Source organism: Anabaena sp. CCY 9910 (assembly GCF_963920875.1).
Taxonomy (GTDB): domain Bacteria; phylum Cyanobacteriota; class Cyanobacteriia; order Cyanobacteriales; family Nostocaceae; genus Trichormus; species Trichormus variabilis.
The window spans coordinates 35,499-57,971 of the sequence record NZ_CAWUDJ010000023.1 but is presented as its reverse complement, the minus strand read 5'-3'; the positions used below and the strand labels follow the sequence as shown (position 1 = coordinate 57,971).

Sequence of the window (22,473 nt, the reverse complement as noted above, 5' to 3'; positions counted from 1 at the left end):
ATTGGACATGAGAGATGAGGATTGAGGAGTGATGTTAGGATTCAGGAAATTTTTTTGGAAACAGCGCCGGAAATTCAGGTATGGAATTTTGGCTTTTGTGATGGCTTTACTTTGTATATTTGTTTCGCCTGTGGTGGCTCGTGATACGGGAAGTCTAGGGTTGACTACATCTGTGGTTGCTTCTGTTCCTCAAGAGGAAGAAGCTAAAAATTTATATGCAGCAGGGCGATTTGCAGAAGCAGTAGAGCTATTACAACAAGTTTTGCCAGCTTACCAAACAAGTGGGGATACGGTAGCCCAGGCGATAATTTTGAGTAATTTAGCTCTGAATTTGCACCAATTGGGACGCATCGGTGAAGCAAGTCAGACAATTGAAAAGGCGATCGCTATTTTACAGACAAGTCCCAATTCACCACAACGCCTGTCAATTTGGGCGCAAGTTTGGGATGTCAAAGGTAATTTGGAACTAGCCCAGGGTAAGGCGGAAGCTGCTTTGTCTGCTTGGGAAAAGTCTGCATTGCTCTATCAACGATTAAAAGACACTAATAGAGCTACCCTCGCCCAAGTTAATCAAGCCCAGGCTTTGCAGGCTTTGGGACTCTATCGCCGAGAAATTTCTCTCCTCCAGAATTTGACAACATCTCTGGCAAAACAACCAGACTCCCTCTCTAAGGCTGCTAGTTTCCGTAACCTGGGTGAAGCTCTTATACTTGCAGGTGATCTCAAACAGGCAGAAGTAAATTTACAAACTAGTCTGAAGATTGCTCAACAACTACAATCACCAGAAGCCATTGCTTCAGCTTACCTGAGTTTAGGTAATCTCGCTTATCTTCCCGGTAACAACACACAGCAAAAAAATATCGCTCTCGATTATTACGAGCAAGCATCGGTTTTATCAACTACTGCAACTACCAAAATCTCTTCCCAATTGAATCGGTTACGTCTGTTGATTGATTTGGAACAATGGTCAAAAGCTCAGGTATTATATCCCGAAATTCAAAGTCAAATTGCTAACTTACCTTTGGGACGTTCTGCTATTTACGCTCAGGTAAATTTGGCTCAAAGCCTTCTAGCATTAACAAAAAAATTCCCCAACCCCAGCCCCGAAACAATTGGTAAAATCTTGGCTGTAGCACATCAGCAAGCAGAACAATTACAAGATGTGCGAGCCGAGTCTTTTGTCTTAGGTAATCTTGGACACTTGTATGAACTATCTCACCAATGGTCTATAGCCCAAGATTTGACTAGAAAGGCGCTGAATTTATCCCAGTCGATTCAGGCATCAGATATTACTTATCGTTGGCAGTGGCAACTAGGGCGGGTTCTCTGTCAAGGTAAACGCCAGTGTGAACAGCAGGGTGATATGCAGGGAGCCATCACCGCCTATACAGAAGCATTTAATACTTTACAAAATATACGTACGGATTTAATTGCCACAAATAAAAATGTGCAGTTTTCTTTCCGGGAAACAGTAGAGCCTGTATATCGCCGTTTAGTAGATTTGTTACTCCAATCCTCAGCACCGAGTCAGGACAACCTAATACAAGCTCGCAACGTGATTGAAGCGTTACAAGTGGCAAAATTGCAAAACTATTTGCAACAAACTTGTCAAGATACTCGATTAGAACTTGATCAGGTAATTGATTCTAAAGACCAAACATCGGCAATTATCTATGCAATTATTTTGGATGACCGTGTAGAAGTTATCCTCAAGCGACCGAATCAACAACTTGATCATTATGCTACCAAGCCCCAAGAGAAAATTGAAGAGGTTGTAAAGCGGCTATATCAAAATCTGCAAGAAGTGGGTAGTTATGAAGAAGTGCAACAGGATGGTCAACAAGTTTATAGCTGGTTGATTCAACCAATAGAAAAAAAGCTAAAGGAAAGTAAAATTAAGAACTTGGTTTTTGTCTTGGATGGCTTTTTACGTAAAATTCCGATGGCTAGCCTTTATGATGGCCAGCAATATCTAGTAGAAAAATATGCTGTCTCCTTAGCTTTGGGGTTACAAGTCCGTGAACCAAAGCCGTTAAACAGGTCAAAAATGCAGGTTTTAGCCGCCAGCTTGACTGAACCACCTAATAAACCAGGGTTTTCCGGCTTTTCTCGATTAGCAAATGTTAATCAAGAAGTGAGGGAAATTAAAAATACAGGAATAACGGTTAATTGGATTACTGACAAAGAATTTACCACCAAAAACTTTAACCAAAAACTGAACACCTCTAATTTTGATGTCATCCACTTAGCAACCCACGGTCTATTTAGTGCAGATAGAGAAAATACTTTTGTGGTGACAGCAGATGGAAAGTTAAATATAGATGATTTTGATCAATTGTTTATTGACCAACAGCAAAACAGCACTCACAAAATTGAACTACTGATTCTGAGCGCCTGTCAGACAGCTACGGGTAACGACCAAGCAGTAATGGGGATTGCGGGAGCTACAGTCCAAGCAGGTGCTAGTAGTGCGATCGCCAGTTTGTGGGATTTAGACGATGAGGCCAGCGTTCCCTTCATTAAAGAATTTTACCAACATCTAGGACAACCAAACATCAGCAGAGCCGAAGCACTGCGTTTAGCACAGCAAGCTCTACTCAAAAACCCAAAATACGATCATCCTCGTTATTGGGCCCCCTATGTCTTAATTGGTAGTTGGCTTTGATGACTGATCTCTAGAATTTATATTCTTGCCGTTTTACTTAAGTATGATTACCATTGTTTTAGTATACTTTATTCTTTCAACATATATCACTTGAATATCTGTGACCGAAGAGGCGGAGGGGCAGGGAGCGGGGAGCAGGGGGAGTAATCCCTGCCCAGTAGCCGTGAAGCGGAGCGGAACAGGGGTACAAGCCCCGTCCTTCTAGGACGCTTATACGGGGAGGAGTCCAAGCTCCGTCCCGGTCTTCCCCCTTGCCCCCTGCCCCCTGCCCCTTTTCCTCTTCTTGACCCAGGCGATCGCCATTAGGAACTTCCAGATAAAAAATTATCCAAAATGTAGGGTGCGTCAGTATGAATAATTTATGAGTATAGCTAGCTCATATCGCACTGACGCACCCCGCCACACCATCAATCTCGCATCATTTATTTTGAATTTTTGGCGCACCCTACTCTGTGAGTTCTCCGCAGGAGTAGCCGTAGCCTATGAGTGAATTTTGTAGCTTGCTTCCTGTAGGGTATTTTGAATTGGTTTAATATGAATAAATTTAAAAGTGCATTTATTTCTTATGGACGAGCAGATAGCAAAGCCTTTGCAACTCAGCTATATCAGCGATTTGTAGAAGCAGGACTAGAAATTTGGTTTGACCAAAACGATATTCCTTTAGGTGTGGATTTCCAAAATCAAATAGACGACGGAATTGAGAAATCAGACAATTTTCTGTTTATCATTGCGCCTCATTCAGTCAACTCTCCCTATTGTGGTAAAGAAATAGATTTAGCACTCCGCCGGAATAAACGCATTATTCCCTTGCTGCACGTAGAGCAAATTACTCAGGAAACTTGGCAACAACGCAACCCTGGACGTGACGCTAGTGAGTGGGAACAATATAAAGCCAAAGGGTTACATTCCAGTTTTCCTAATATGCACCCAGCTATTAGTAAGATTAACTGGGTATACTTCCGCGAAGGTATAGACGACTTTGAGAAATCATTGGCGGGACTGCTAGAGTTATTTCGCCGCCATCAAGATTATGTGCATCAACACACATATTTTTTAGCCAAAGCCCTAGAATGGGAGCAAAAACAACAACAATCACAATACCTGTTAATTGGTGAAGAACGAGAACAGGCTGAAAATTGGCTAAAAATTAGGTTTAAAGATGAACAAGCGCCCTGTGAACCAACCGATTTACACTGCGCCTTTATTTGTCAGAGTATCAAGAATGCTAACAACCTGATGACTCAGGTGTTCCTCTCCTACTCCGAAAAAGAGAGGATGTTTATGGAAAAAATTGCCAAAATCTTGATGCGAGAAAGCTTTACAGTTTGGACTAACAAAACAGATATTCAATCTGGAGCAGATTTTACCGAGTCGATTAATCGAGGTATTGAGGAAGCAGATAATGTGGTTTTTCTCTTGTCGCCAGCCTCTCTGCAATCAGAATACTGTCAACTGGAACTAACTTATGCTTTTTCTCTCAAAAAGCGGATTATTCCCCTGTTGCTTGAACCAGTGGATCTAGAGCAGATTCCTGTGGAATTACGTATTTTGCAGTTCATCGACTTTACAGATCAAGAAGAGGAGGGGAAAGAATCTGCCGATACTGATAGGCTCATTAATGTGCTGCGTCGAGATGCGGCTTACTACGAGCAACATAAAATCTTACTAGCAAAAGCTCTCAAGTGGGAACGACAAAAACGTAATCCTAGTATTTTGTTGCGTAATCACAATCTGCGTAACGCTGAAGCCTGGTTAAAGATAGCTCAACAAAACACACAACATCCACCCATACCTTTACAAACAGAATTCATCGCTGAAAGCAGCAAGCAACCCCCAGAAGCGGCGCTGGATGTATTTATTTCCTACTCTCGTGCTGACTCTGACTTTGCCCGTAAACTTAACGATACCCTGCAAATTCAAAACAAGACTACTTGGTTTGATCAGGAGAGTATCGCCTCTGGTACAAATTTTGAGCAAGAGATTTACCGAGGAATAGAAAGCGCCAACAATTTCTTATTTATTATTTCGCCTAAATCTATCAGTTCACCCTACTGCGTGACTGAAGTAGAATATGCGATGAATTTAAATAAGCGAATCGTGACCGTTTTATATCGGGACATAGAAGGTGCAACCCTTCATCCTGGGTTAGCAAAAGTGCAGTGGATTGATTTCAGCCCACGAGACACAGACTTTCTGACTAAATTCGGGGAACTAACCAGAACATTAGATTCAGATCCAGAATATGTGCGAGCGCACACTCGGATTTTTCTCAGGGCAAAGGAGTGGGAAGATCACAATCGGGACAATAGCTTTTTACTCCGGGGCAAAGATTTGCTAGCCTCTGAGGAATGGTTGAAGCAATCTGATCATAAACAACCAGCCCCCACAACTTTACAATTAGATTATCTCGCTGCTAGTCAAGCTCTCCCCTATCGCAAAATCAAGCTTCGTAGTGTCTTGTTGACTAGTTTGGCTGTGACAACCATAATTTTCATTGCCAGGTTGTTTGGATTCACTCAGCCATTAGAACTAGCAGTTTATGACCGAATGATGTCGTTACGTGGTGATGAACCACAGGATGAACGATTTTTAATGGTCGATGTTGATCCAGAAAGTATTGAGACGTTGAATGAAGACTATGCAGGTGGTAGAGGTTCAATTCCTGATCAGGCTTTAGATGATGTACTCAAAATTCTTTCTCAGTCTCAACCCAGTGTAATTGGGTTGGATTTTGTGCGTGATTTTCCTGCGGAAGGTAACCTGAAAGAGCATTTGCAGCAAGCTAAAAACTTCTTTACAATCTGTAAAAACAGTTACGTAAGCGATCGCGGTGAAAAGATTCGTGGCTTTAAAAATCCCCCAGAAGTTCCTCTAGGGCGAGTTGGGTTTAGCGACTTGGTTGATGACGACGCTAAAGGTGGTCGTTTTGTGCGCCGACAATACTTGATGCAAAACCCAGACCCTAAATATTGCAATACACGGGAAGCTTTTAGTCTAGTAATTGCTCGTCGCTATCTAGAAGCCCAAGGTCAAAAGTACATTTCTCCTCTAGATATCAAGAGCAAAGAATATGTTCAGGATATGCAGTTTGGGAAAACTCTCATTCCCCAACTGTTGGGAAAAGGTGGTGGCTATCAGGATATGAATAACCAGCTTCAAGGTTATCAAACAATGCTCAAATATCGTCTTTCTGGACGCGATCCCAATAATTTTGCCCCTAGAGTTAATATTTTACAAGTTTTAAACAATCAGGTTTCTGCTGAAAATATTAGAAACAAAATTGTACTGATTGGCTTTACTGATAGGCAAACCAGACAAGCTGATTACTGGAGTACAGTCTATGGCGATGTTCCAGGCGTGACATTGCATGGGCAAATGATCAGTCAGATCCTCAGCGCTACTTTAGATAATCGCCAACTTATCTGGTGGTGGCCTCTTGGTTATGAAACACTCTGGATGTTTGGTTGGGCTTTGGTAGGTGGTATTGTTTGTTGGCGATTTAACCGCACTCTCTATATAGGTATAGCCGTGGTTGGATCTACCGCCTGTCTCTTCATCATCTGCTCAGTAATTTTAGTGTATCAGAGCGGTTGGATACCTTTTAAACCACCGTTTTTGGCATTACTGGGTACTGGGGCAGGCGTATTATATTTAACTAATAACCTCCGTAAAAATTAAGCTAACAAACAGGAGATAGAAAAATGATCCGTCAACAATTATCATCCAGGCGGCAAAAGGTTTTCCTCTGCACCTTGACCACGGTCTTTTGTTTTAGTTTTCTGTCGTCTGTTTTTCTTCAGCCAGTCCAAGCACAGAATTTTGTGGAGCGTATTAGTCGGCTATTTAGCAATTCCCGACCAGAGGGGAATGCGTCTGGACGTTCACGAGGAGGAGCAACGCGATCGCAATGCTCTCAAATAGATAAAAATACCCTGATTGCATTAGTTCCCCAGAGCAATGAAGGCTTGACTACTCAGGATCATCCTCAGTTCTTATTCTATTTACCTTTTGGTGGATATTCTCAGTCTCCTCCAGCCAAATTTAGGTTATTAAATGAACAGAAAAAGTCTGTTTTGACCAAGCCTCTACCATTTTCTTTACCAGAAACAAAAGGTATCGTCAGCATTACTCTTCCTGCTACCGAAAAACCCCTATTGATTGGACAAAGATATCATTGGTACCTCAACATCACTTGTGTGAATGAGCAGGGACTTAACACAAATATTAGTGTAGATGGTTGGATTAAACGAGTTGAAGCGACTTCTCCGAGAGTAGTGCCAATCAAGCACATAGGATATCAATCACAGTACATTCCTTATACAGAAAATAATATTTGGTATGAAACTGTTAGTAAAATTGCTAAGAATCGCGCTACTCATCAGCAAGAATGGTCTAGTTTACTAGGATTATTTGAACTTGAAGAATTTGCTACTGCTCCCATTTATGAACTCAAATTGCAACAGCCTTCAACAATATAATTCTGTTGTTGACATAATACAAATTTCCTAACGATGACCTATAGGCGATCGCACTGTCTTAGTCGTCCATCTTTCAAATGAAGTTACTATTTGTGAATATAGTTTTATAATTAAATATTATTTAACATATAAACTTATCAGTATTATCTATTAATATTCTTTTTAGAAATCAAATTCATGCAAGATTAATTTGCCAAATAAGTTGCGAAAACTGTAAAGAAATATTTCGGTAACACTGTATCACTTTGACTGTGTATTGCAGCAATTTATCAAGCTGTCTAGCCCCGATAAAACTTAGAAACACAAGGGCAAGATGTATTGCTTGTGGGCGATGGGCTATGCCACACCATAGGTAAAGCAGTCTAAAAAAACATTAATAATGCGTGTATTCCACACATTTTACGTAAAATTACTGATTGACGGACAAGTTTTTATGGTGATGATAATATGATGTTGTTTCCCAACGACATAACTTAAAAATTCTGTAAATCAGAGGCAATATTCATCTGTAAACTCAGAAATTGATTACTCAAAAGGTCTTCATTCTGACTAAAGGCGTTTGTCTCCTAATTTACTGGAATCGGAATTAGCTCATTAGTGTGTTACTAGACTTGATAACAGGTAAACATTACGGACTTTTCTGGAAAAATTTGCTGGCAGATTATTAAAAAGTCCATTAGTGTTGACTCCCTTAGATCAGTAATGGAGCCTTCAATAAAGACGTGGCTGAAGCAAAACTCCTCTCATTTCATATCTGGAGATATTGCCAAAGAGATTCATGTCAAAGACCAACTTTTAAGGAATAATCTATGAGCCTCAGTCAAATGGTAAATGTCGATTGTGACACAGTATCTAAAACCGTTTATGATGCCGTCATAGTCGGAACAGGGGTAGCTGGAGCCATTGTTGCCAAAGAATTAAGTCAACAGGGCAAGAGGGTTTTAATCATTGAAGCTACAGTACACAAGGATTTAACTCTTGCAGGCTTTCAAAGTTATGTTGATACTTTCTACAAAGCGGTGGATAAAAATCCTAACTCCCCCTATCCCGCTAACTCCAATGTTCCCAGCCCCACTGATTACAACGACTATTTTATAGAGAAGGGCCCCATGCCTCTTGCAGGTTCCTATACCAGAGTTCTGGGTGGGACAACCATGCACTGGGAAGCAAAAACCCCACGGATGTTACCGGAAGACTTCAAGTTATCCAGTACTTACGGCCAAGGCCTTGATTGGCCAATTGACTATCATGATCTTGAGCCGTACTACCGCAAAGCCGAGCATGAAATGGGCGTTTGTGGAGACGTAGAAGAGCAGAGAAAACTAGGCCTTGAATTTCCCCAAGACTATGTTTTCCCGATGGAAAAGCTTCCCCCCTCTTACTTGGATCAAAAAGTCATTGAGAAAGTCAATGGCACCAAGGTTGAACTCTATGGCAAGACTCACACAATCAGCTTTGCTACATTTCCTCAAGCTCGTAATGGAGTACCTAACCCTAAATATGATCAAGGTAACCTCTTTGTTCCCGATGGAGTTACTACTGTCCATCCTGTTCAATATGGAGAACGTTGCCAAGGAAATGCTAACTGTGTTCCTATCTGTCCAGTTCAAGCGAAATATGATGCTCGCAGAACTTTAAGTAAAGCCTTTGAAACAGGCAGAGTTCATGTACTCTACCAAGCAGTGGCTTATAAGCTGGAATACGATCGCCAAAATGGTCGCATCACTGCCATTCACTACAAGCACTATAAAAAACCCAATTCTAGCGATTACACTACAGGAACCGCCAAGGGAACATTATTTGTCTTAGCGACTAATGCAGTTGAAAACGCTCGGCTATTGCTTGGCTCTGACTTGCCTAACACCAGTGGATTGATAGGGCGTTACTTAATGGATCACCCCTTCACCTTAGCTTGGGCTTTGATGCCTGAAGTCACCGGCACTATGCGGGGGCCTCTTGTAACATCAGGGATTGGAACATTCCGTCAAGGCGATTTTCGGAAAAAACAATCTGCCTTTGCAGTAGACATTCACAATGATGGCTGGGGATGGGCTACCGGATCGCCTAAGAGTGAAGTGGAAGATGCGATCGATAACAAAAACAAATATGGACAAGAACTCCGCCAGACATTGATTAGTCGGATTTCCCGACAACTGCTGTTGGCTTTCATGTGTGAATTACTCCCTGAGTACGGTAACCGAGTCACTATCGATCCAAGACACAAAGATAAACTGGGTAATTATCGTCCCGTCATTAATTTCAACCTACCTGACTACAGTCGTAGAACCCTTGCTTACACCAGAAAAGTCTCCCGCGTCATCTTCGAGCGTTTAGGTGCGGAAGACTATACTCACTACGATCCTCAAGACCCCGCCTATTTTGAGTTCGAGGGTGAAGGCTACGTATACAAAGGTGGAAACCACTTTTCGGGAACTCATATCATGGGAACAACGCCGTCGAATTCAGTTGTTGATAGTTATCTGCGTTCTTGGGATCATAAAAATCTTTTCCTAGTCGGCGCAGGAAGTATGCCAACCATTGGTAGTTCCAATACAACATTGACCATTGCCGCATTGAGTTTTAGAACTGCCGAGCATATCCTGCAAGAATTAAATTCTTATAATTTGCCAGCTGCTCATTTGCAAGCTCGCTAAAACTCGTCATCAATAAAAATAACGCTCTATCAGATAAAAGCTTCAACACTTTGAATCCAAAAATTCATCAGAATTGAAACTTAGATATAAATAGAGTTCTCTGGCTATTTGATGACACTTCCTAGTACCCTTTACGAAGTCGCAAAAACCTCGCAAATAAAACTATGACTATAGCCGCCGATAGCTTAAAGTTGATTACAACGGTTGAACAATTAAAGTACTATCTCATCCAAGCAATGAAGATAGAACACGCAACCATTCCCCCTTATATGACAGCGCTTTACTCTATTAAACCCGGAAAAAATTTAGAGGCTTTTCATATTATCCGGGAGGTTGCTGTAGAAGAAATGTTACACCTAACTCTCGTAGCTAATGTTTATAATGCGGTGGGAGGCTCGTTTGCATCACCAGTCCTGACAGCACCTAACTTTATTCCCACATATCCGAGTTATTTACCTACAGGCTCTACAGACTTTAAAGTAGGTTTAACCAAGTTTTCCAAAAAGACTATAGAGACCTTTCGTAAGATCGAACGTTCTAAGGATGTTGAAGAAGGTGATCCATTAGTTGAGTCTCGAAGCTTACAAGAATATTTACTAGAAGTTGTAGGCTGCGATCCAACCAAGACTTTTTACAGCATTGGCTTATTTTATGCAGAGATCATCCGTGGTCTCAACGCACTCTATAAAGAAAAAGGTCCCGACCTATTTTGCGGCGATCCTCGGCGACAAATCACCCCCGAATATTACTATAACGGTGGTGGAGATATCATCCCAGTGACCGACCTGCGTTCGGCCATGCGAGCTTTAAAAGTAATTCAAGAGCAGGGTGAAGGGTCAAGAAGTGGAACAATCTATGATGCAGAACGAGAACTAGCCCATGACTATCGTTTTCAGCAAATCCTATTAGAAAAATATTATGTGATCGACAAAGATGATCCGACAAAATCCGATCAGCCCAATGAGCCTACAGGCAAATCCTTTAACGTAGATTGGAATGAAGTTTATCCCATTAAGGATAATGCCAAACTGAGTGATTATCCAGAGGGATCAGAAGTGCGTACAGCAGCCTTAGCGTTTCACTCTGCCTATAGTGAATTCCTAGCCAAAATTGAATACGCTTTTGATGGGCATCCTGAGCAGTTAGTTCCCGCAGTTGGGGGAATGTTCCGTCTCAAAGAACAAGCTAACAGTTTAATGCGTAATCCTATTCCAGGGAATCCAGGGGTGAATGCAGCTCCTATTTTTAAGTTAGATAAGCGTTAACTAACTTTGAATTGGGATTTAAAATTTTTGCGGAGGTAAATAACTGATGGATATTAATGCGCCTGAATTTAAGGAGTATTTCCTTAATCTTTCAGTAGTTCTTACAGGGTTTTCTAAGTTTCAATTGCAGGGAACAGGTTTTTCTACTCTTTATTTTGAAACCATTCGAGACATCATTGGTGGAGATATATTTGGAGAACTGTTAACAACTTTTCATAAGTTGGAACTGGAAAAAAAAGAGAAAAACCACGAATCTATTAAACAGATATTGGCATCCGAAAAATTTGGCCCCATCGCCCGCAATATTATTAAGGTTTGGTACATAGCTACTTGGTATGCACTGCCACAATCTTGGCGGGACGCTTTTGGCACCAAAGAAAAAGATGGAACCTTTGTTATCAGCGCACAGGCCTATCCAGAAGGACTTTTATGGCCGGCGATCGGTGTTAACCCACCCGGCGCAAAAGGTCAGGGATACGCTACTTGGAGCGAACCCCCATTAGTTAGCCTGACTAAAAGCTAACATCTCTGTAGGGGTTAAGTCACCCAAACCTCAAAAAAAAGACCAATCTTTGATTCTGAAAAAATTGCAACATTTTCTAGTCTCAAGAACAAACATGAGTATTTCATCCTGGTTTCCTAGAATCTCTACTATTGCCCTCTCAATTTTCTTTAGCTTAACAATCTTTATCTCACCCGCTAACGCCTTTGTTGCTTCTGATCGGACTAAGTTACTGGCGACAAATGCCTGTGTTAATTGCGATCTATCAGGAGCTGATCTATCGAATAAAGATTTATATGGTAGCGCACTTGCTGGAGCAAATTTATCCAGAGCAAATCTTTCCAATTCCCTCCTCAATGATGCAAAGCTGGACGGAGCCAATCTCACAGGAGCCGATCTATCAGGTGCTATCCTGATGGGAACTAACTTTTCAAGTGCCGATCTAACAGGGGCTAATCTTTCTCAGGCAGATTTGTATAATGCGCTTCTGAGTAAGACAAAATTATTAAACGCTAATTTAGGCGATGCAGATTTAACAGAGGCAGTTATCTCTGATGCAGACTTGTCTAATGCTTCGGGGAAACATACAAAGCTCAAAGGAGCAGTTCTTTCTAGAGCAAATTTATCGAATGCAGATTTTTCCAGTAGCTATATGAGAAATACAAGATTATCATCTGCCATTCTGAAGGGAACCAATTTATATGGAACCGATTTGTCTAATTCCCTGATGCCTGACGGAACTACTTATAACGGAGATGTCTCTAAGTTTGGAGCTACTCAGTAAAAACTGAATCTAACGATAATCTTGATGATGAGTCCTGAGAATATTGGCAGACTCATCCTCACAAAAATATATCAATGAATTCTTCACTTGAAGCGGTGCTGACACTGGAAATTTCAAGAAAATTGACACACCGCTTTAAGTTCACTCTCATGGTTAGCAATGAGTTTTATATATAGAAATTCGATTTTATTTCTGTTAGCGTAGACTGCCCTTGCGAATAAAACTCTCAATCTCTGTAGGGTGGGCAACGCCAACCGTCTCATGATTTTGGTGGGCATCACCTACGTATATTTCAAAAATCGAGTACGAGTTCTATATCTTTGACTCATTGCTTATTATTTGAGAGTTCTACCTTCATCACCGAGCAAAAATTAGGAATCACTAAGTTATGTTGGCCAAGAATGAGTACAAAATAAATAAATCATCAATTTTGTCCAAAATCAGAGATATTAGTCGTTTATTTGCCCTATCACTTGTCTTTATTTTGGTGGGGATAAATAGCTTAACACTTCCCGCTAGTGCTGCTCCAAGTGGAAACAATTCGGTTTTGGTGTCTCTAGTTCCTCCTTCATCTAAACCTGCACTCTTAAACCCAACATTCGACCCCACAAAAGTCAATTTGGGCATCACACCGACTGGTTGGAGTAATAGTGATGATCTGACTATTGATCTTGACCCCCCTATCCCTTTTGAGCAGATTTTAAGTGAAATGGCACTATCTGGCTTCAAAGGTTCGCAAATGTCACCTAAGTTTCCCTCAAAAATCAAGGATTTAAAAAAAGAGTTAAAACTTCGTGACTTGAAAATTTCTGAACCTTGGGTAGGAACTTTATTCACAGAGGGAAAGGAAGATGAAACCCTTAAAGAATTCAACAAGCAAGTAGCTTTCATGAAGGAAATGAAGGGCAAAAATATTGTAGTGGCTGAATTGGGTGGTGCTGTTCATCAAAAGAAATGTGTAGACCCTCTAGTTAACAGACCTCGTTTTACTGACGAGCAATGGACGAAGTTATTTGAAGGGCTAAACAAACTGGGTTCTTTGGCAAAAGAAAACGGTATGCAGTTGGTTTATCATCCCCATATTGGTACGGGAGTAGAAAACTTCGCTGATATTGACCGATTGATGAAAGGTACTGATTCCGAAAATGTTAAGCTGCTTCTCGATACCGGTCATTTGTACTATGCAGACGTTGATCCTCTAGCAGTCACTAAAAAGTATGCTAATCGGATCAAACACGTCCATCTAAAAAATATCCGTCAACCAATTTTAGATGAATCGAAAAAAACTGGTCGTAGCTTTTTAGATTCTATCCGAGCAGGGATATTTACTGTTCCAGGAGATGAAGATGGTGCAATTGATTTTCAGCCCATTTTGCAAGAACTTGCTAAAGCTAAATATGAAGGATGGCTGATGGTAGAGGCAGAACAAGATCCAAATAAAGCTAATCCTTTAACATATGCTTTAATGGCTCGCAATTATTTACGCCAAGTGACCGATTTATAACCGATTTTAATTGCTACATAAATTTGTAGCAATCCATAGAAAACTGGGTACACTAACCAAATTTGGGAAGCTGTTTCATATCTAATTTGCACACTTAAATTGCATCAAATCATTGTGTAATATTATTCCTATTGAGGATGTCAAACATGGAACAGCTTTACCAATTTCTAAACTTGCATATTTGTTAATTATTCATGGTTGATTCAAATAACAAAACCTAAATCTTCCTCAAATGCTGAAAAATTGGCAAAAGATATCTTTTTTAATACTGACAGTTTTAGCGTTCATCCTACACCCAATACTTTGTCAACCTGCTATAGCACAGCCAGCACTATCTGATGTCAAGCCTGGTTGTGAGAAAAAAGTCATCGATATTCAGGAATATGGAGGTTTACCTTTTCAGAATCCAGAGGAAATTAAATCCCAAAACGGCTTATTAGAGACAACTATAGAAGTCAAGTATGGAGAAAATAAGATTGCTGGATGTGATGTCAAACTTCGTTCTTATAACGGCAAATTGGTAGGGCCAACATTGCGAATTCAATCAGGAGATACTCTAAATATTAATTTAATTAATAGTCTACCCCCAGAAACAAATCCATCAACGCCAGTTAATCACAACAAGCCCCACGCCTTTAATATTACTAATTTTCACACCCACGGTCTTCATGTTTCTCCTGATGGAAATAGTGATAATGTACTGCGTGAAATGGCACCAAAAAAAGATTTGAATGGGAACTCCCCTGAATACCCTATTGAAATAAAACTACCAGAAATTCATCCAGGGGGAACTGATTGGTATCATTCGCACTTTCATGGTTCAACTGCACTACAAGTGTCCAGTGGAATGGCGGGAGCTTTAATTGTAGAAGGAGGACTTGATCGTTTACCAGAAATTGCAGCAGCGAAAGAGAAGATATTTGTTCTTCAACAAATTGCTTACAATGAAAAAGGAGAATTAGAAAACTATGATGATTTAAAACCTAATAAATGGCAGCAATCACAACGTCAAATCACAATTAATGGGCAAATTGTTCCCACCATTGAAATGCAACCTGGTGAAGTTCAACATTGGCGTTTCATTCATGCGGGGATACGTGAAGGGATTAATTTAGAATTGCGACACGTCGATGATTCTCGCCGTATCAAACTGCACGAAATAGCAGTAGATGGAATTCCCTTGGATCACTTAGATTCGTGGGATAGGATTGAACTTGAACCGGGTTACCGTAGCGATGTGCTGGTCAAAGGTGAACCTCTCCACGAAGGACAGGAATCTCAAGAATATTTCTTGATAGATTCTCCTAGTATTCCAGAAAAATCACTGATGGGAGTGGGAGAAGCAGGACATATCCTCGCCAAAATTGTGGTCAAAGGTTCACCTGTAAATATGGAATTGCCTAATGATTCTGAACTAGCAGCAGTGAAAATGAAAGAAGCTCCTGCTGATATTCTGGCGGAAGAGATTAGTGGTTCTCAAAAAATTGTGTTTGGTCTAACCTGCATTCCAGAAAATTGCCAGCAACCAACAAAAGTGAATTTTGATATTAACGGAAAAGAATTTAACGGTGAACCTCGCAATTTAACATTAACGAAAGCGGAAGAATGGATATTAGAAACTGGTAAATCTGTAGTTCCTTCTCATCCTTTTCATATTCATGTCAATCCCTTTCAATATACGCGCCTTGGGCCTGATAACAAACCAGAAACTATTTGGCGTGATACGTTGCTTGTCTCCCAGAATCGACCAGAAATAGTCAAAAGTCGCTACACGGATTTTACTGGCACATTTGTTCTACACTGTCATATTTTAGATCATGAAGATCAAGGAATGATGGAACTAGTGCAGATATTAGATGAAAGTAAAAAAATTACGTTTTTACCAACAGAGGAAAACAAATGAAACTGCATGATCAAGATCAAATCAGACGCATATTTGAAGAAGTCTATCCCGATAATGTGCGATCAGGAGATTTATCTGCTTACGCCGATATGTATACAGAAGATGCTTTGTGGATGCCACCTAATGGACTCGATCGCTGCGGTATACCTGATATTTTAGAAGGCTTTGCAGACACAATTGCTGATAAAGACATTGATCCAATTTTTACAGCTGAAGAAATCGAAGTCAAAGGTGATTTTGGTTCTGTCATCGGTATTTCTCTAGCCACCATTAGCCCAAAAGATGGCAGTCCATCCACACAAGTCAAATATCGAGCTTTATGGTTAATGAAGAAGGATTGCGATCGCTGGAAAATTTCTCGTCAAATTTGGAATGTAAAACCTTGATAATTTTGTAGAATTCCACTTTTTGGAACCTAACGACATGGATACAGAAAAATATCACGAGATACTCAAAACCTACTTTCTGTCTTTTGAAACTGGTGATTTTTCCCAAGTACAGTTCTCTTGCAACCTGGAGTTTTTGAGTCCTATTAGTGGTAATACTTTGAAAGGAACTGAAGAAGTCATCCCTTTTTTAAAGGGTGTGACGACTCGTGTGGCAGAAGTGAACATCATGTCCACCACTGTTGAATACCCAAGAGCAAGTGGTGTATGGCAGATGAAGACAACAAAAGGAACTCTATACACTCTACACAACTTCTTTCGTCTTGACGAAGAAGGTATTGTCTATGTTTGGCCGATGTTCGATCCAAAAGCCGTGATGGAAAATCCCGACGCTTTAATTCAATGGCTTACGGGTAAGGACTACTAATAGTTCACCAACCCAAAATTGCTGGGCTAGGGCAAGCAGGGGGAGAAGTCGCAAGGAGGGTTTCCCTCCGGGCGAACTTCGGGGGAGAAAGAGATTTTTTTTGCTGCTATTAACCTTGCAAAGTTCTCTTGGCAGACTACTAAGTAATACGGACTCAACAAAATAACAAAATGACTAAACTGCCTGCAACATCTGATATTTACATCAGCTTTTTCATGTTTACCACCAATTTGCAACCCGATAACTTGGATTATCGGCGAATTGTGGTAGCTCATATTAAGAAACTACAAAGATTTGGTTATAGTGGGTTTGAATTTCCCATTGCTCCTGGACTTCCTGGAAATTATGCCCAAGATTTAGAAAATTACACGAATCTACGCCATTATTTGGACAGTGAAGGGTTAGAAAATGTGAAAATTTCTACTAACGTGGGAGCTACCCGCACCTTTGACCCTTCTTCTAACTATCCAGAACAGCGAAAAGAAGCCCTAGAGTATCTGAAGTCACGGGTTGATATCACCGCCGCCTTAGGGGGTGAAATTATGATGGGGCCAATTGTCATCCCTTATGGTGTTTTTCCGACAACAGACTTTAACGAGCTTATTTGGAGTGATGCACTTCAAGAACATCTCAAAGTTCGTTATGCTAACGCCCAACCCGTTTTGAATGAGTTAGGTGAATACGCAGAGATCAAAAAAGTTAAATTAGCCATTGAACCGATCACCCATTGGGAAACACCAGGCCCCAACAAATTATCTCAATTAATCGAGTTTCTCAAAGGCGTTAAGAGTAAACAAGTGGGAGTAGTCATTGATAGCGCCCACGAAATTTTGGATGGCGAGGGGCCAGAGATATTTAAAACACAAGTGGAGTACCTTGCTCAACAAGGAAGACTGCACTATGTCCAAGTCTCTCCTCCAGATCGGGGCGCTCTTCATACCAGTTGGCTTCCCTGGAAATCTTTTTTAACACCCATTGTCAAAGTTTATGACGGCCCGATCGCTGTGGAAATTTTCAATGCTATCCCTGTTTTTGCTAACTCACTGCGTCTGACTCGACGTAAGTTTTGGATACCTGATGAAGATGCTCCAAACCAATACCCCAATGCTTACGATATTGCTGATGAGGCCATCAAGGTAACTCGGAAAGAATTAAAGAAAATTGGCTCTAAATAGTTGACTATGATAGTCTCCAAATCAAAACGTCTGACAATCGTCTCAGTTTTTATCATCTTTATCCTGGCTTTCGTTATTAGTCTCTGCGGTTGGGAACAGGCGATCGCCACCCCCATAATTGGAACAAAAGAAGAAATGGGGGCTTGGGAAACTCTACCTATGCCTCCTCCAGCAGACAGAATGCAGTCTGTGCATACTATACTGCTACCCAATGGAAAAGTTTTAGTAGTTAATGGTAGTAGTTTTCGCACCACTCAAGTAAAAGAACAAGAGAACGTCGATCTGGTTGAGGGAGTTGATGTCAGAAATTATGATGTCATCAATAATACAGGTCTTCTCGATCCTGTAACTGGAAAATTTGAGCGCATTCCCTCCCCACCATCTATCCAGGCTGGGGAAACCAATGATTTATTCTGCACCGGACATCTACAACTATCCAACGGTAACATTCTTTTTGTCAGTGGAACTGGGCGCTATTACCCAGGAGGTGCATTTACAGGTAATAGACAAATCAACCTGTATAACTGGAAAACCGGAACGTGGTCGGCGCTAAAACCACTCAAACAAGGAAGATGGTATCCCAGTTTGATTTCCCTGGCTGATGGTAAAGTTGTTATCTTTTCAGGACTAAAAGTTGATGCTCCTAATCAAATCAATCCTACTTTAGAAATCTATGATCCGAAAACAGAAAAGCTCCAGTACATCGACCTCACAACTGTCAAGAATAGTCCTTTCAATACCAAACTCAAAGATGTAGATAGTTACGATAGTATAGACCTCTATCCTCGCGTCTTTCCTACTGCTGATGGTAGACTTTTGATTACCGGAGACGAGGCCGGTATTGCTGGGGTTTTAGTCCCCCATAGCAGCAAAAAAAGCTATTTAATGTCTATCAAGGAGAATACAGAAGGTACATTATCTGTCAGCTTTGAAGTAGGCCCAGATAGAGCAGAAAGCTCTAAAGCCTATGGAACAGCCTTACAAGTTCCCAACTCAGAAGATGTCTTACTCCTTGGTGGAATTATCGGCACTAACAGCATCAACTTTGGGCGGTTAAATAATACTCAGGGTTTCCCACCAGGATCAAGAGTCGCTACTAGTTTACAGCGTTGGCTATCTCCGGCAAAAAGTGGTGAAAAGAACGGAAAGTGGGAAATAGTCCCAAACTTTTTGGATAAGCCCAGAGCTAATCTCCAATCTGTAATTTTACCAACTCAGGAAATATTAGTTGTTAATGGTGGCCAATATCCAGAGTACAAGCCTGTCTATGAGCCTCTATTGATGACTGCTGCTCAGGATGCTCCTGGGGGTTATCAAACCAAGCCGATGAATCCGGCAAAACTCCCCAGGCTGTATCATAATGGTGCATTATTATTACCCGATGCTCGTGTTTTAGCGATCGGTGGTAATGCTAACCGAGCCTTAAGAGATGAAGATGGCACTGTTCATGTTGATATATTGCAAGATGCCAAAACCTATTATAAATTCGCCGATTTGAGAGATAAATCTGGGCAGAAGAAGGAATTTAATCTAGAAGAATATTATCAAAATCCTCAGAGCTATTTTGCCAAAGGCGATGAAGAACCCTTTGTGCCTGCGGAAATTTGGCAAGGAGAAGTATTTAGTCCTCCTTATCTATTTAAGCCTGGTTCTCGCCCTAAAATTGTTAAAGCTCCTAGTAGTTTGGCATACAGTCAATCTAATACGATATCTGTCAAGAATGCGACTCAAGATGGTTCTCTAGTCCTGGTAAAACTGGGGGCAGTAACTCACTCTTTTGATTATGGACAACGTTTAGCACAATTGCCTATAGAAAATGTTGTTTTAGCAGATGAGTCTTCCATCAGCTTTAAAACTCCAGAAAATAAAAACCTTTATCCTCCTGGGTATTACATGATGTTTTACCTCAACAACGTAGGCAAGCCTTCCTTGGCGAAGATAGTCAAGCTTGCAGCTTAACCCTATGTTGTTACTTTGGCATGAGCATAATTGGCAACTTGCAAACCGAGGAATTAATTCATGGCACTGACTGAAAAAGATTTGAAACACCTACCAGAAGATGGCATTGATTCAGAAAATCCTGGTAAATACCGAAATCTATTGAACGATTTACAGGGCAATATTCTCAAAGGACATGGACGAGATCATAGTGTTCATTTATTTTTACAATTCAAGCCTGAGCAAGTAGAAGTAGTTAAGCAGTGGATTCAGAATTTTGCTCAAACTTATATAACTTCTGCAAAAAAGCAGTCAGACGAAGCATTTAAATATAGACAAAAAGGCATACCAGGACAGGTATTTGGTAACTTTTTCTTGTCTTGTCATGGATATGAATATTTAGAAATTGAGCCGTTTCAAATACCCGGAGATAAACCATTTAGGATGGGTATGAAAAATGAAGAAATTAGAACTTCTTTGGGCGATCCTAAAATTGAAACCTGGGATATAGGATTTCAAAACGAAATTCATGCCTTAATTTTGCTCGCAGATGATGACATCATAGACTTATTACAAATTGTCAATCAAATGACGCAAGAACTGCGTCAAATAGCGGAAATTGTTCACCGAGAAGATGGATTTATCTTGAGAAATCAGGCCGGACAAATTATCGAACACTTTGGCTTTGTGGATGGTGTAAGTCAACCGTTGTTTATGAAACGGGACGTTGTGAAGGAGAGGGTAAACAACTGCGATTTTGATAAATGGGACCCGAAAGCTCCTCTGGATAGTATTTTAGTCGAAGATCCTAACGGGAACACAAAAGATAGCTATGGCAGTTATTTAGTCTACCGAAAACTCGAACAGAATGTGAAAGCATTCCGCGAAGATCAGCGCAAATTAGCTCAAAAATTAAACATCCAAGAAAATTTAGCTGGAGCTTTAATTGTAGGTCGTTTCGCTGATGGCACTCCAGTAACTCTTTCAGATATACCGACTTATGCAGTTACACCCACAAATAACTTCAATTATGATAATGATTTAGCTGCAACTAAGTGTCCATTTCACTCTCATACACGTAAAACTAATCCTCGTGGAGATACAGCTAGATTGTTAACTGCTGATGCTCACTTTGATGAAGCATTTAAGGAAGAAAAAGGCCATAGGATTACTCGTCGTGCAGTTAGTTATGGCGAAAATAATCCTAATAAAGAACCAGTTTCAGGTTCAGGATTACTGTTTCTTTGTTTTCAATCCAACATTGAAAATCAGTTCAATTTTATCCAATCACGATGGGCTAATCCTCAAAATTTTGTTCAGGTGAATACTGGGCCAGATCCGTTAATTGGTCAACCATCGGGAACTCAGAAATGGCCAAAGAAATGGGGTGAACCAGAAACAGAAGAATATAATTTTAAACTCTGGATAAATATGAAAGGTGGCGAGTATTTTTTCGCTCCTAGTATCAGTTTTCTAAAAACCTTGGCATAGATGAGGCTATTTTATGGAAGAGATTTTATCTGTTATGGCTGTTCACCAGCAAATAGGAGGCATTGTTATGCGAAATGCACCTGGATGATTTGAATGCAGATATCCCTAAATGTGCATTTCGGCCTATGTGATCCACGGGATTATTAGGTAAAACCCTACTTCTGCGATCGCATCTGCTCAAGTTGCTATTTTCTTGCTGTGTCAATCAAACATTTTCGTCATGGAAAATTTAGGCGATCGCCTAGAGGTAGTAGCAGAATTGTCCTTAGCCCCTGGTAATATCACTCTGACACCAGACGGTAGGCTTTTTCTCAGCCTGCATCAATTTTATCAACCTGAGATGCAGGTAGCAGAATTAACTCAGGATGGTTTAATCCCGTTTCCTCGTCAATCTGGGAACGCAATCATTACTTTCGATGCTGTACTGGGTATCAAGTCTGATGGCAATGGAATTGTTTGGATGTTAGACAATGGCAATCAAAGTAAGTCAGTTCCTAAACTAGTAGCATGGGACACCCTAAATAATAAATTATCACGGGTGATTTACTTACCACCACCCATAACCCTTAGTAATTCCTTTGTGAATGATTTGGCGGTGGATTTGATTCATAATTTTGTTTATATTTCCGATCCAGCACCAGATGACAAAGCGGCTTTGATTAGAGTAGATTTGCAAACAGGTTTAGCTGCTCGTGTTTTGCAAGGATACCCAGGCATAGCACCAGAAGATATTGATTTAGTAATAGATGGAGTACCAGTGCAGATTGGTCAGCCTGATGGGACTGTAATTCGTCCTCATTTGGGTGTCAATGGTATTGTTCTAGATGCAGAAAACGAATGGCTGTACTTAAGTCCAATGCACAGTACTAGTATGTATCGGATTAAGAGTGCAGACTTGAGCAATCTTCAATTAACTGATGCTGAACTGGGTAGCAAAATCGAACGATACAGTGAAAAGCCCATTTGTGATGGCATTTCCATTGACAAAGATCACAACATCTATGTGGGTGACTTAGCTCATAGTGCGATCGGGGTAATTACATCAGCAGATCGCTCTTACAAATTGCTAGTTACTGACGAGAAGTTGTCTTGGACAGACTCCTTCAACTTCGGTTCAGATGGTTATCTATATTTCGACTGTAATCAACTGCACCATTCCGCGCCTCTCAATGCTGGGGAGAATATTTCTGCTCCCCCCTACTATATTTTCCGTCTGAAGCCTCTGGCTGCCGGCATTGTGGGGCGTTAGAAGTCCATCAATACCAAGTTCAATTTTACTTACACAAAAAAACAACTCATCT

The 22,473-nt window shown here is 40.7% G+C and carries 16 protein-coding genes; all 16 read left to right on the top strand.

All coding sequences use genetic code 11. From position 1 onward, the window contains the following. Window positions 1-100: 100 nt before the first annotated feature. The 16 genes from ACM5QX_RS17440 to ACM5QX_RS17365 all read left to right on the top strand — a co-directional run bounded on the left by ACM5QX_RS17440 (window position 101) and on the right by ACM5QX_RS17365 (window position 22,421). A complete protein-coding gene (locus ACM5QX_RS17440; RefSeq protein ID WP_414754674.1) occupies window positions 101-2,665 on the top strand; it encodes a CHAT domain-containing protein in 2,565 nt (854 codons plus the stop codon). A gap of 361 nt (window positions 2,666-3,026) precedes the next feature. Then, a complete protein-coding gene (locus ACM5QX_RS17435; RefSeq protein WP_414754673.1) occupies window positions 3,027-3,155 on the top strand; it encodes a hypothetical protein in 129 nt (42 codons plus the stop codon). A 44-nt stretch (window positions 3,156-3,199) separates the two neighbouring features. Then, entirely contained in the window at window positions 3,200-6,343 is a 3,144-nt protein-coding gene (locus ACM5QX_RS17430) for a TIR domain-containing protein (protein ID WP_414754672.1), read from the top strand. A 23-nt stretch (window positions 6,344-6,366) separates the two neighbouring features. Beyond that, a complete protein-coding gene (locus ACM5QX_RS17425) occupies window positions 6,367-7,143 on the top strand; it encodes a DUF928 domain-containing protein (RefSeq protein WP_414754671.1) in 777 nt (258 codons plus the stop codon). An 809-nt stretch (window positions 7,144-7,952) separates the two neighbouring features. After that, window positions 7,953-9,797 (top strand): GMC family oxidoreductase, encoded by a 1,845-nt coding sequence (locus tag ACM5QX_RS17420; RefSeq protein ID WP_414754670.1) that lies wholly within the window; start codon window positions 7,953-7,955, stop codon window positions 9,795-9,797. Between the two features lie 164 nt (window positions 9,798-9,961). Further along, window positions 9,962-11,062, top strand: a complete 1,101-nt coding sequence (locus tag ACM5QX_RS17415; RefSeq protein WP_414754669.1) for a ferritin-like domain-containing protein — start codon at window positions 9,962-9,964, stop codon at window positions 11,060-11,062. 46 nt (window positions 11,063-11,108) lie between these two features. Continuing rightward, window positions 11,109-11,585 carry a hypothetical protein gene (locus ACM5QX_RS17410; protein WP_011320869.1) on the top strand — a complete coding sequence of 159 codons (477 nt, stop codon included), beginning with the start codon at window positions 11,109-11,111 and terminating at the stop codon, window positions 11,583-11,585. A 94-nt stretch (window positions 11,586-11,679) separates the two neighbouring features. Next, the gene (locus tag ACM5QX_RS17405) at window positions 11,680-12,348 is read left to right on the top strand and encodes a pentapeptide repeat-containing protein (protein ID WP_414754668.1); all 669 of its coding nucleotides are present in this window, start codon (window positions 11,680-11,682) and stop codon (window positions 12,346-12,348) included. A gap of 430 nt (window positions 12,349-12,778) precedes the next feature. Further along, on the top strand, window positions 12,779-13,852 hold the full coding sequence (iolE, locus tag ACM5QX_RS17400) for a myo-inosose-2 dehydratase (protein ID WP_414754667.1): 1,074 nt from the start codon (window positions 12,779-12,781) through the stop codon (window positions 13,850-13,852). Window positions 13,853-14,084: 232 nt separating this feature from the next. Beyond that, on the top strand, window positions 14,085-15,755 hold the full coding sequence (locus ACM5QX_RS17395) for a multicopper oxidase family protein (RefSeq protein ID WP_414754666.1): 1,671 nt from the start codon (window positions 14,085-14,087) through the stop codon (window positions 15,753-15,755). Then, the gene (locus ACM5QX_RS17390; RefSeq protein ID WP_414754665.1) at window positions 15,752-16,141 is read left to right on the top strand and encodes a YybH family protein; all 390 of its coding nucleotides are present in this window, start codon (window positions 15,752-15,754) and stop codon (window positions 16,139-16,141) included. The genes ACM5QX_RS17395 and ACM5QX_RS17390 overlap by 4 nt, the downstream gene beginning before the upstream one ends. A 37-nt stretch (window positions 16,142-16,178) precedes the next feature. Then, a complete protein-coding gene (locus ACM5QX_RS17385; protein ID WP_414754664.1) occupies window positions 16,179-16,568 on the top strand; it encodes a DUF4904 domain-containing protein in 390 nt (129 codons plus the stop codon). A 170-nt stretch (window positions 16,569-16,738) separates the two neighbouring features. Next, window positions 16,739-17,743, top strand: a complete 1,005-nt coding sequence (locus tag ACM5QX_RS17380; protein ID WP_414754663.1) for a sugar phosphate isomerase/epimerase family protein — start codon at window positions 16,739-16,741, stop codon at window positions 17,741-17,743. Between the two features lie 6 nt (window positions 17,744-17,749). Further along, window positions 17,750-19,702: a galactose oxidase-like domain-containing protein gene (locus ACM5QX_RS17375; RefSeq protein WP_414754661.1), complete on the top strand. Its 1,953-nt coding sequence runs from the start codon at window positions 17,750-17,752 to the stop codon at window positions 19,700-19,702. A 60-nt stretch (window positions 19,703-19,762) separates the two neighbouring features. Further along, window positions 19,763-21,172 carry a Dyp-type peroxidase gene (locus tag ACM5QX_RS17370; protein ID WP_414754660.1) on the top strand — a complete coding sequence of 470 codons (1,410 nt, stop codon included), beginning with the start codon at window positions 19,763-19,765 and terminating at the stop codon, window positions 21,170-21,172. A gap of 220 nt (window positions 21,173-21,392) precedes the next feature. Beyond that, window positions 21,393-22,421 (top strand): L-dopachrome tautomerase-related protein, encoded by a 1,029-nt coding sequence (locus tag ACM5QX_RS17365; protein ID WP_414754659.1) that lies wholly within the window; start codon window positions 21,393-21,395, stop codon window positions 22,419-22,421. The last annotated feature ends 52 nt before the right edge of the window (window positions 22,422-22,473 follow it).

Coding starts and splice junctions, on each gene's coding strand:
- ACM5QX_RS17420 (WP_414754670.1), top strand. CDS start 7,953: ATGAGCCTCAGTCAAATGGTAAATGTCGATTGTGACACAGTATCTAAA.
- ACM5QX_RS17430 (WP_414754672.1), top strand. CDS start 3,200: ATGAATAAATTTAAAAGTGCATTTATTTCTTATGGACGAGCAGATAGC.
- ACM5QX_RS17390 (WP_414754665.1), top strand. CDS start 15,752: ATGAAACTGCATGATCAAGATCAAATCAGACGCATATTTGAAGAAGTC.
- ACM5QX_RS17380 (WP_414754663.1), top strand. CDS start 16,739: ATGACTAAACTGCCTGCAACATCTGATATTTACATCAGCTTTTTCATG.
- ACM5QX_RS17410 (WP_011320869.1), top strand. CDS start 11,109: ATGGATATTAATGCGCCTGAATTTAAGGAGTATTTCCTTAATCTTTCA.
- ACM5QX_RS17375 (WP_414754661.1), top strand. CDS start 17,750: ATGATAGTCTCCAAATCAAAACGTCTGACAATCGTCTCAGTTTTTATC.
- ACM5QX_RS17370 (WP_414754660.1), top strand. CDS start 19,763: ATGGCACTGACTGAAAAAGATTTGAAACACCTACCAGAAGATGGCATT.
- ACM5QX_RS17435 (WP_414754673.1), top strand. CDS start 3,027: ATGAGTATAGCTAGCTCATATCGCACTGACGCACCCCGCCACACCATC.
- ACM5QX_RS17405 (WP_414754668.1), top strand. CDS start 11,680: ATGAGTATTTCATCCTGGTTTCCTAGAATCTCTACTATTGCCCTCTCA.
- ACM5QX_RS17440 (WP_414754674.1), top strand. CDS start 101: ATGGCTTTACTTTGTATATTTGTTTCGCCTGTGGTGGCTCGTGATACG.
- ACM5QX_RS17385 (WP_414754664.1), top strand. CDS start 16,179: ATGGATACAGAAAAATATCACGAGATACTCAAAACCTACTTTCTGTCT.
- ACM5QX_RS17395 (WP_414754666.1), top strand. CDS start 14,085: ATGCTGAAAAATTGGCAAAAGATATCTTTTTTAATACTGACAGTTTTA.
- ACM5QX_RS17415 (WP_414754669.1), top strand. CDS start 9,962: ATGACTATAGCCGCCGATAGCTTAAAGTTGATTACAACGGTTGAACAA.
- ACM5QX_RS17365 (WP_414754659.1), top strand. CDS start 21,393: ATGGAAAATTTAGGCGATCGCCTAGAGGTAGTAGCAGAATTGTCCTTA.
- ACM5QX_RS17425 (WP_414754671.1), top strand. CDS start 6,367: ATGATCCGTCAACAATTATCATCCAGGCGGCAAAAGGTTTTCCTCTGC.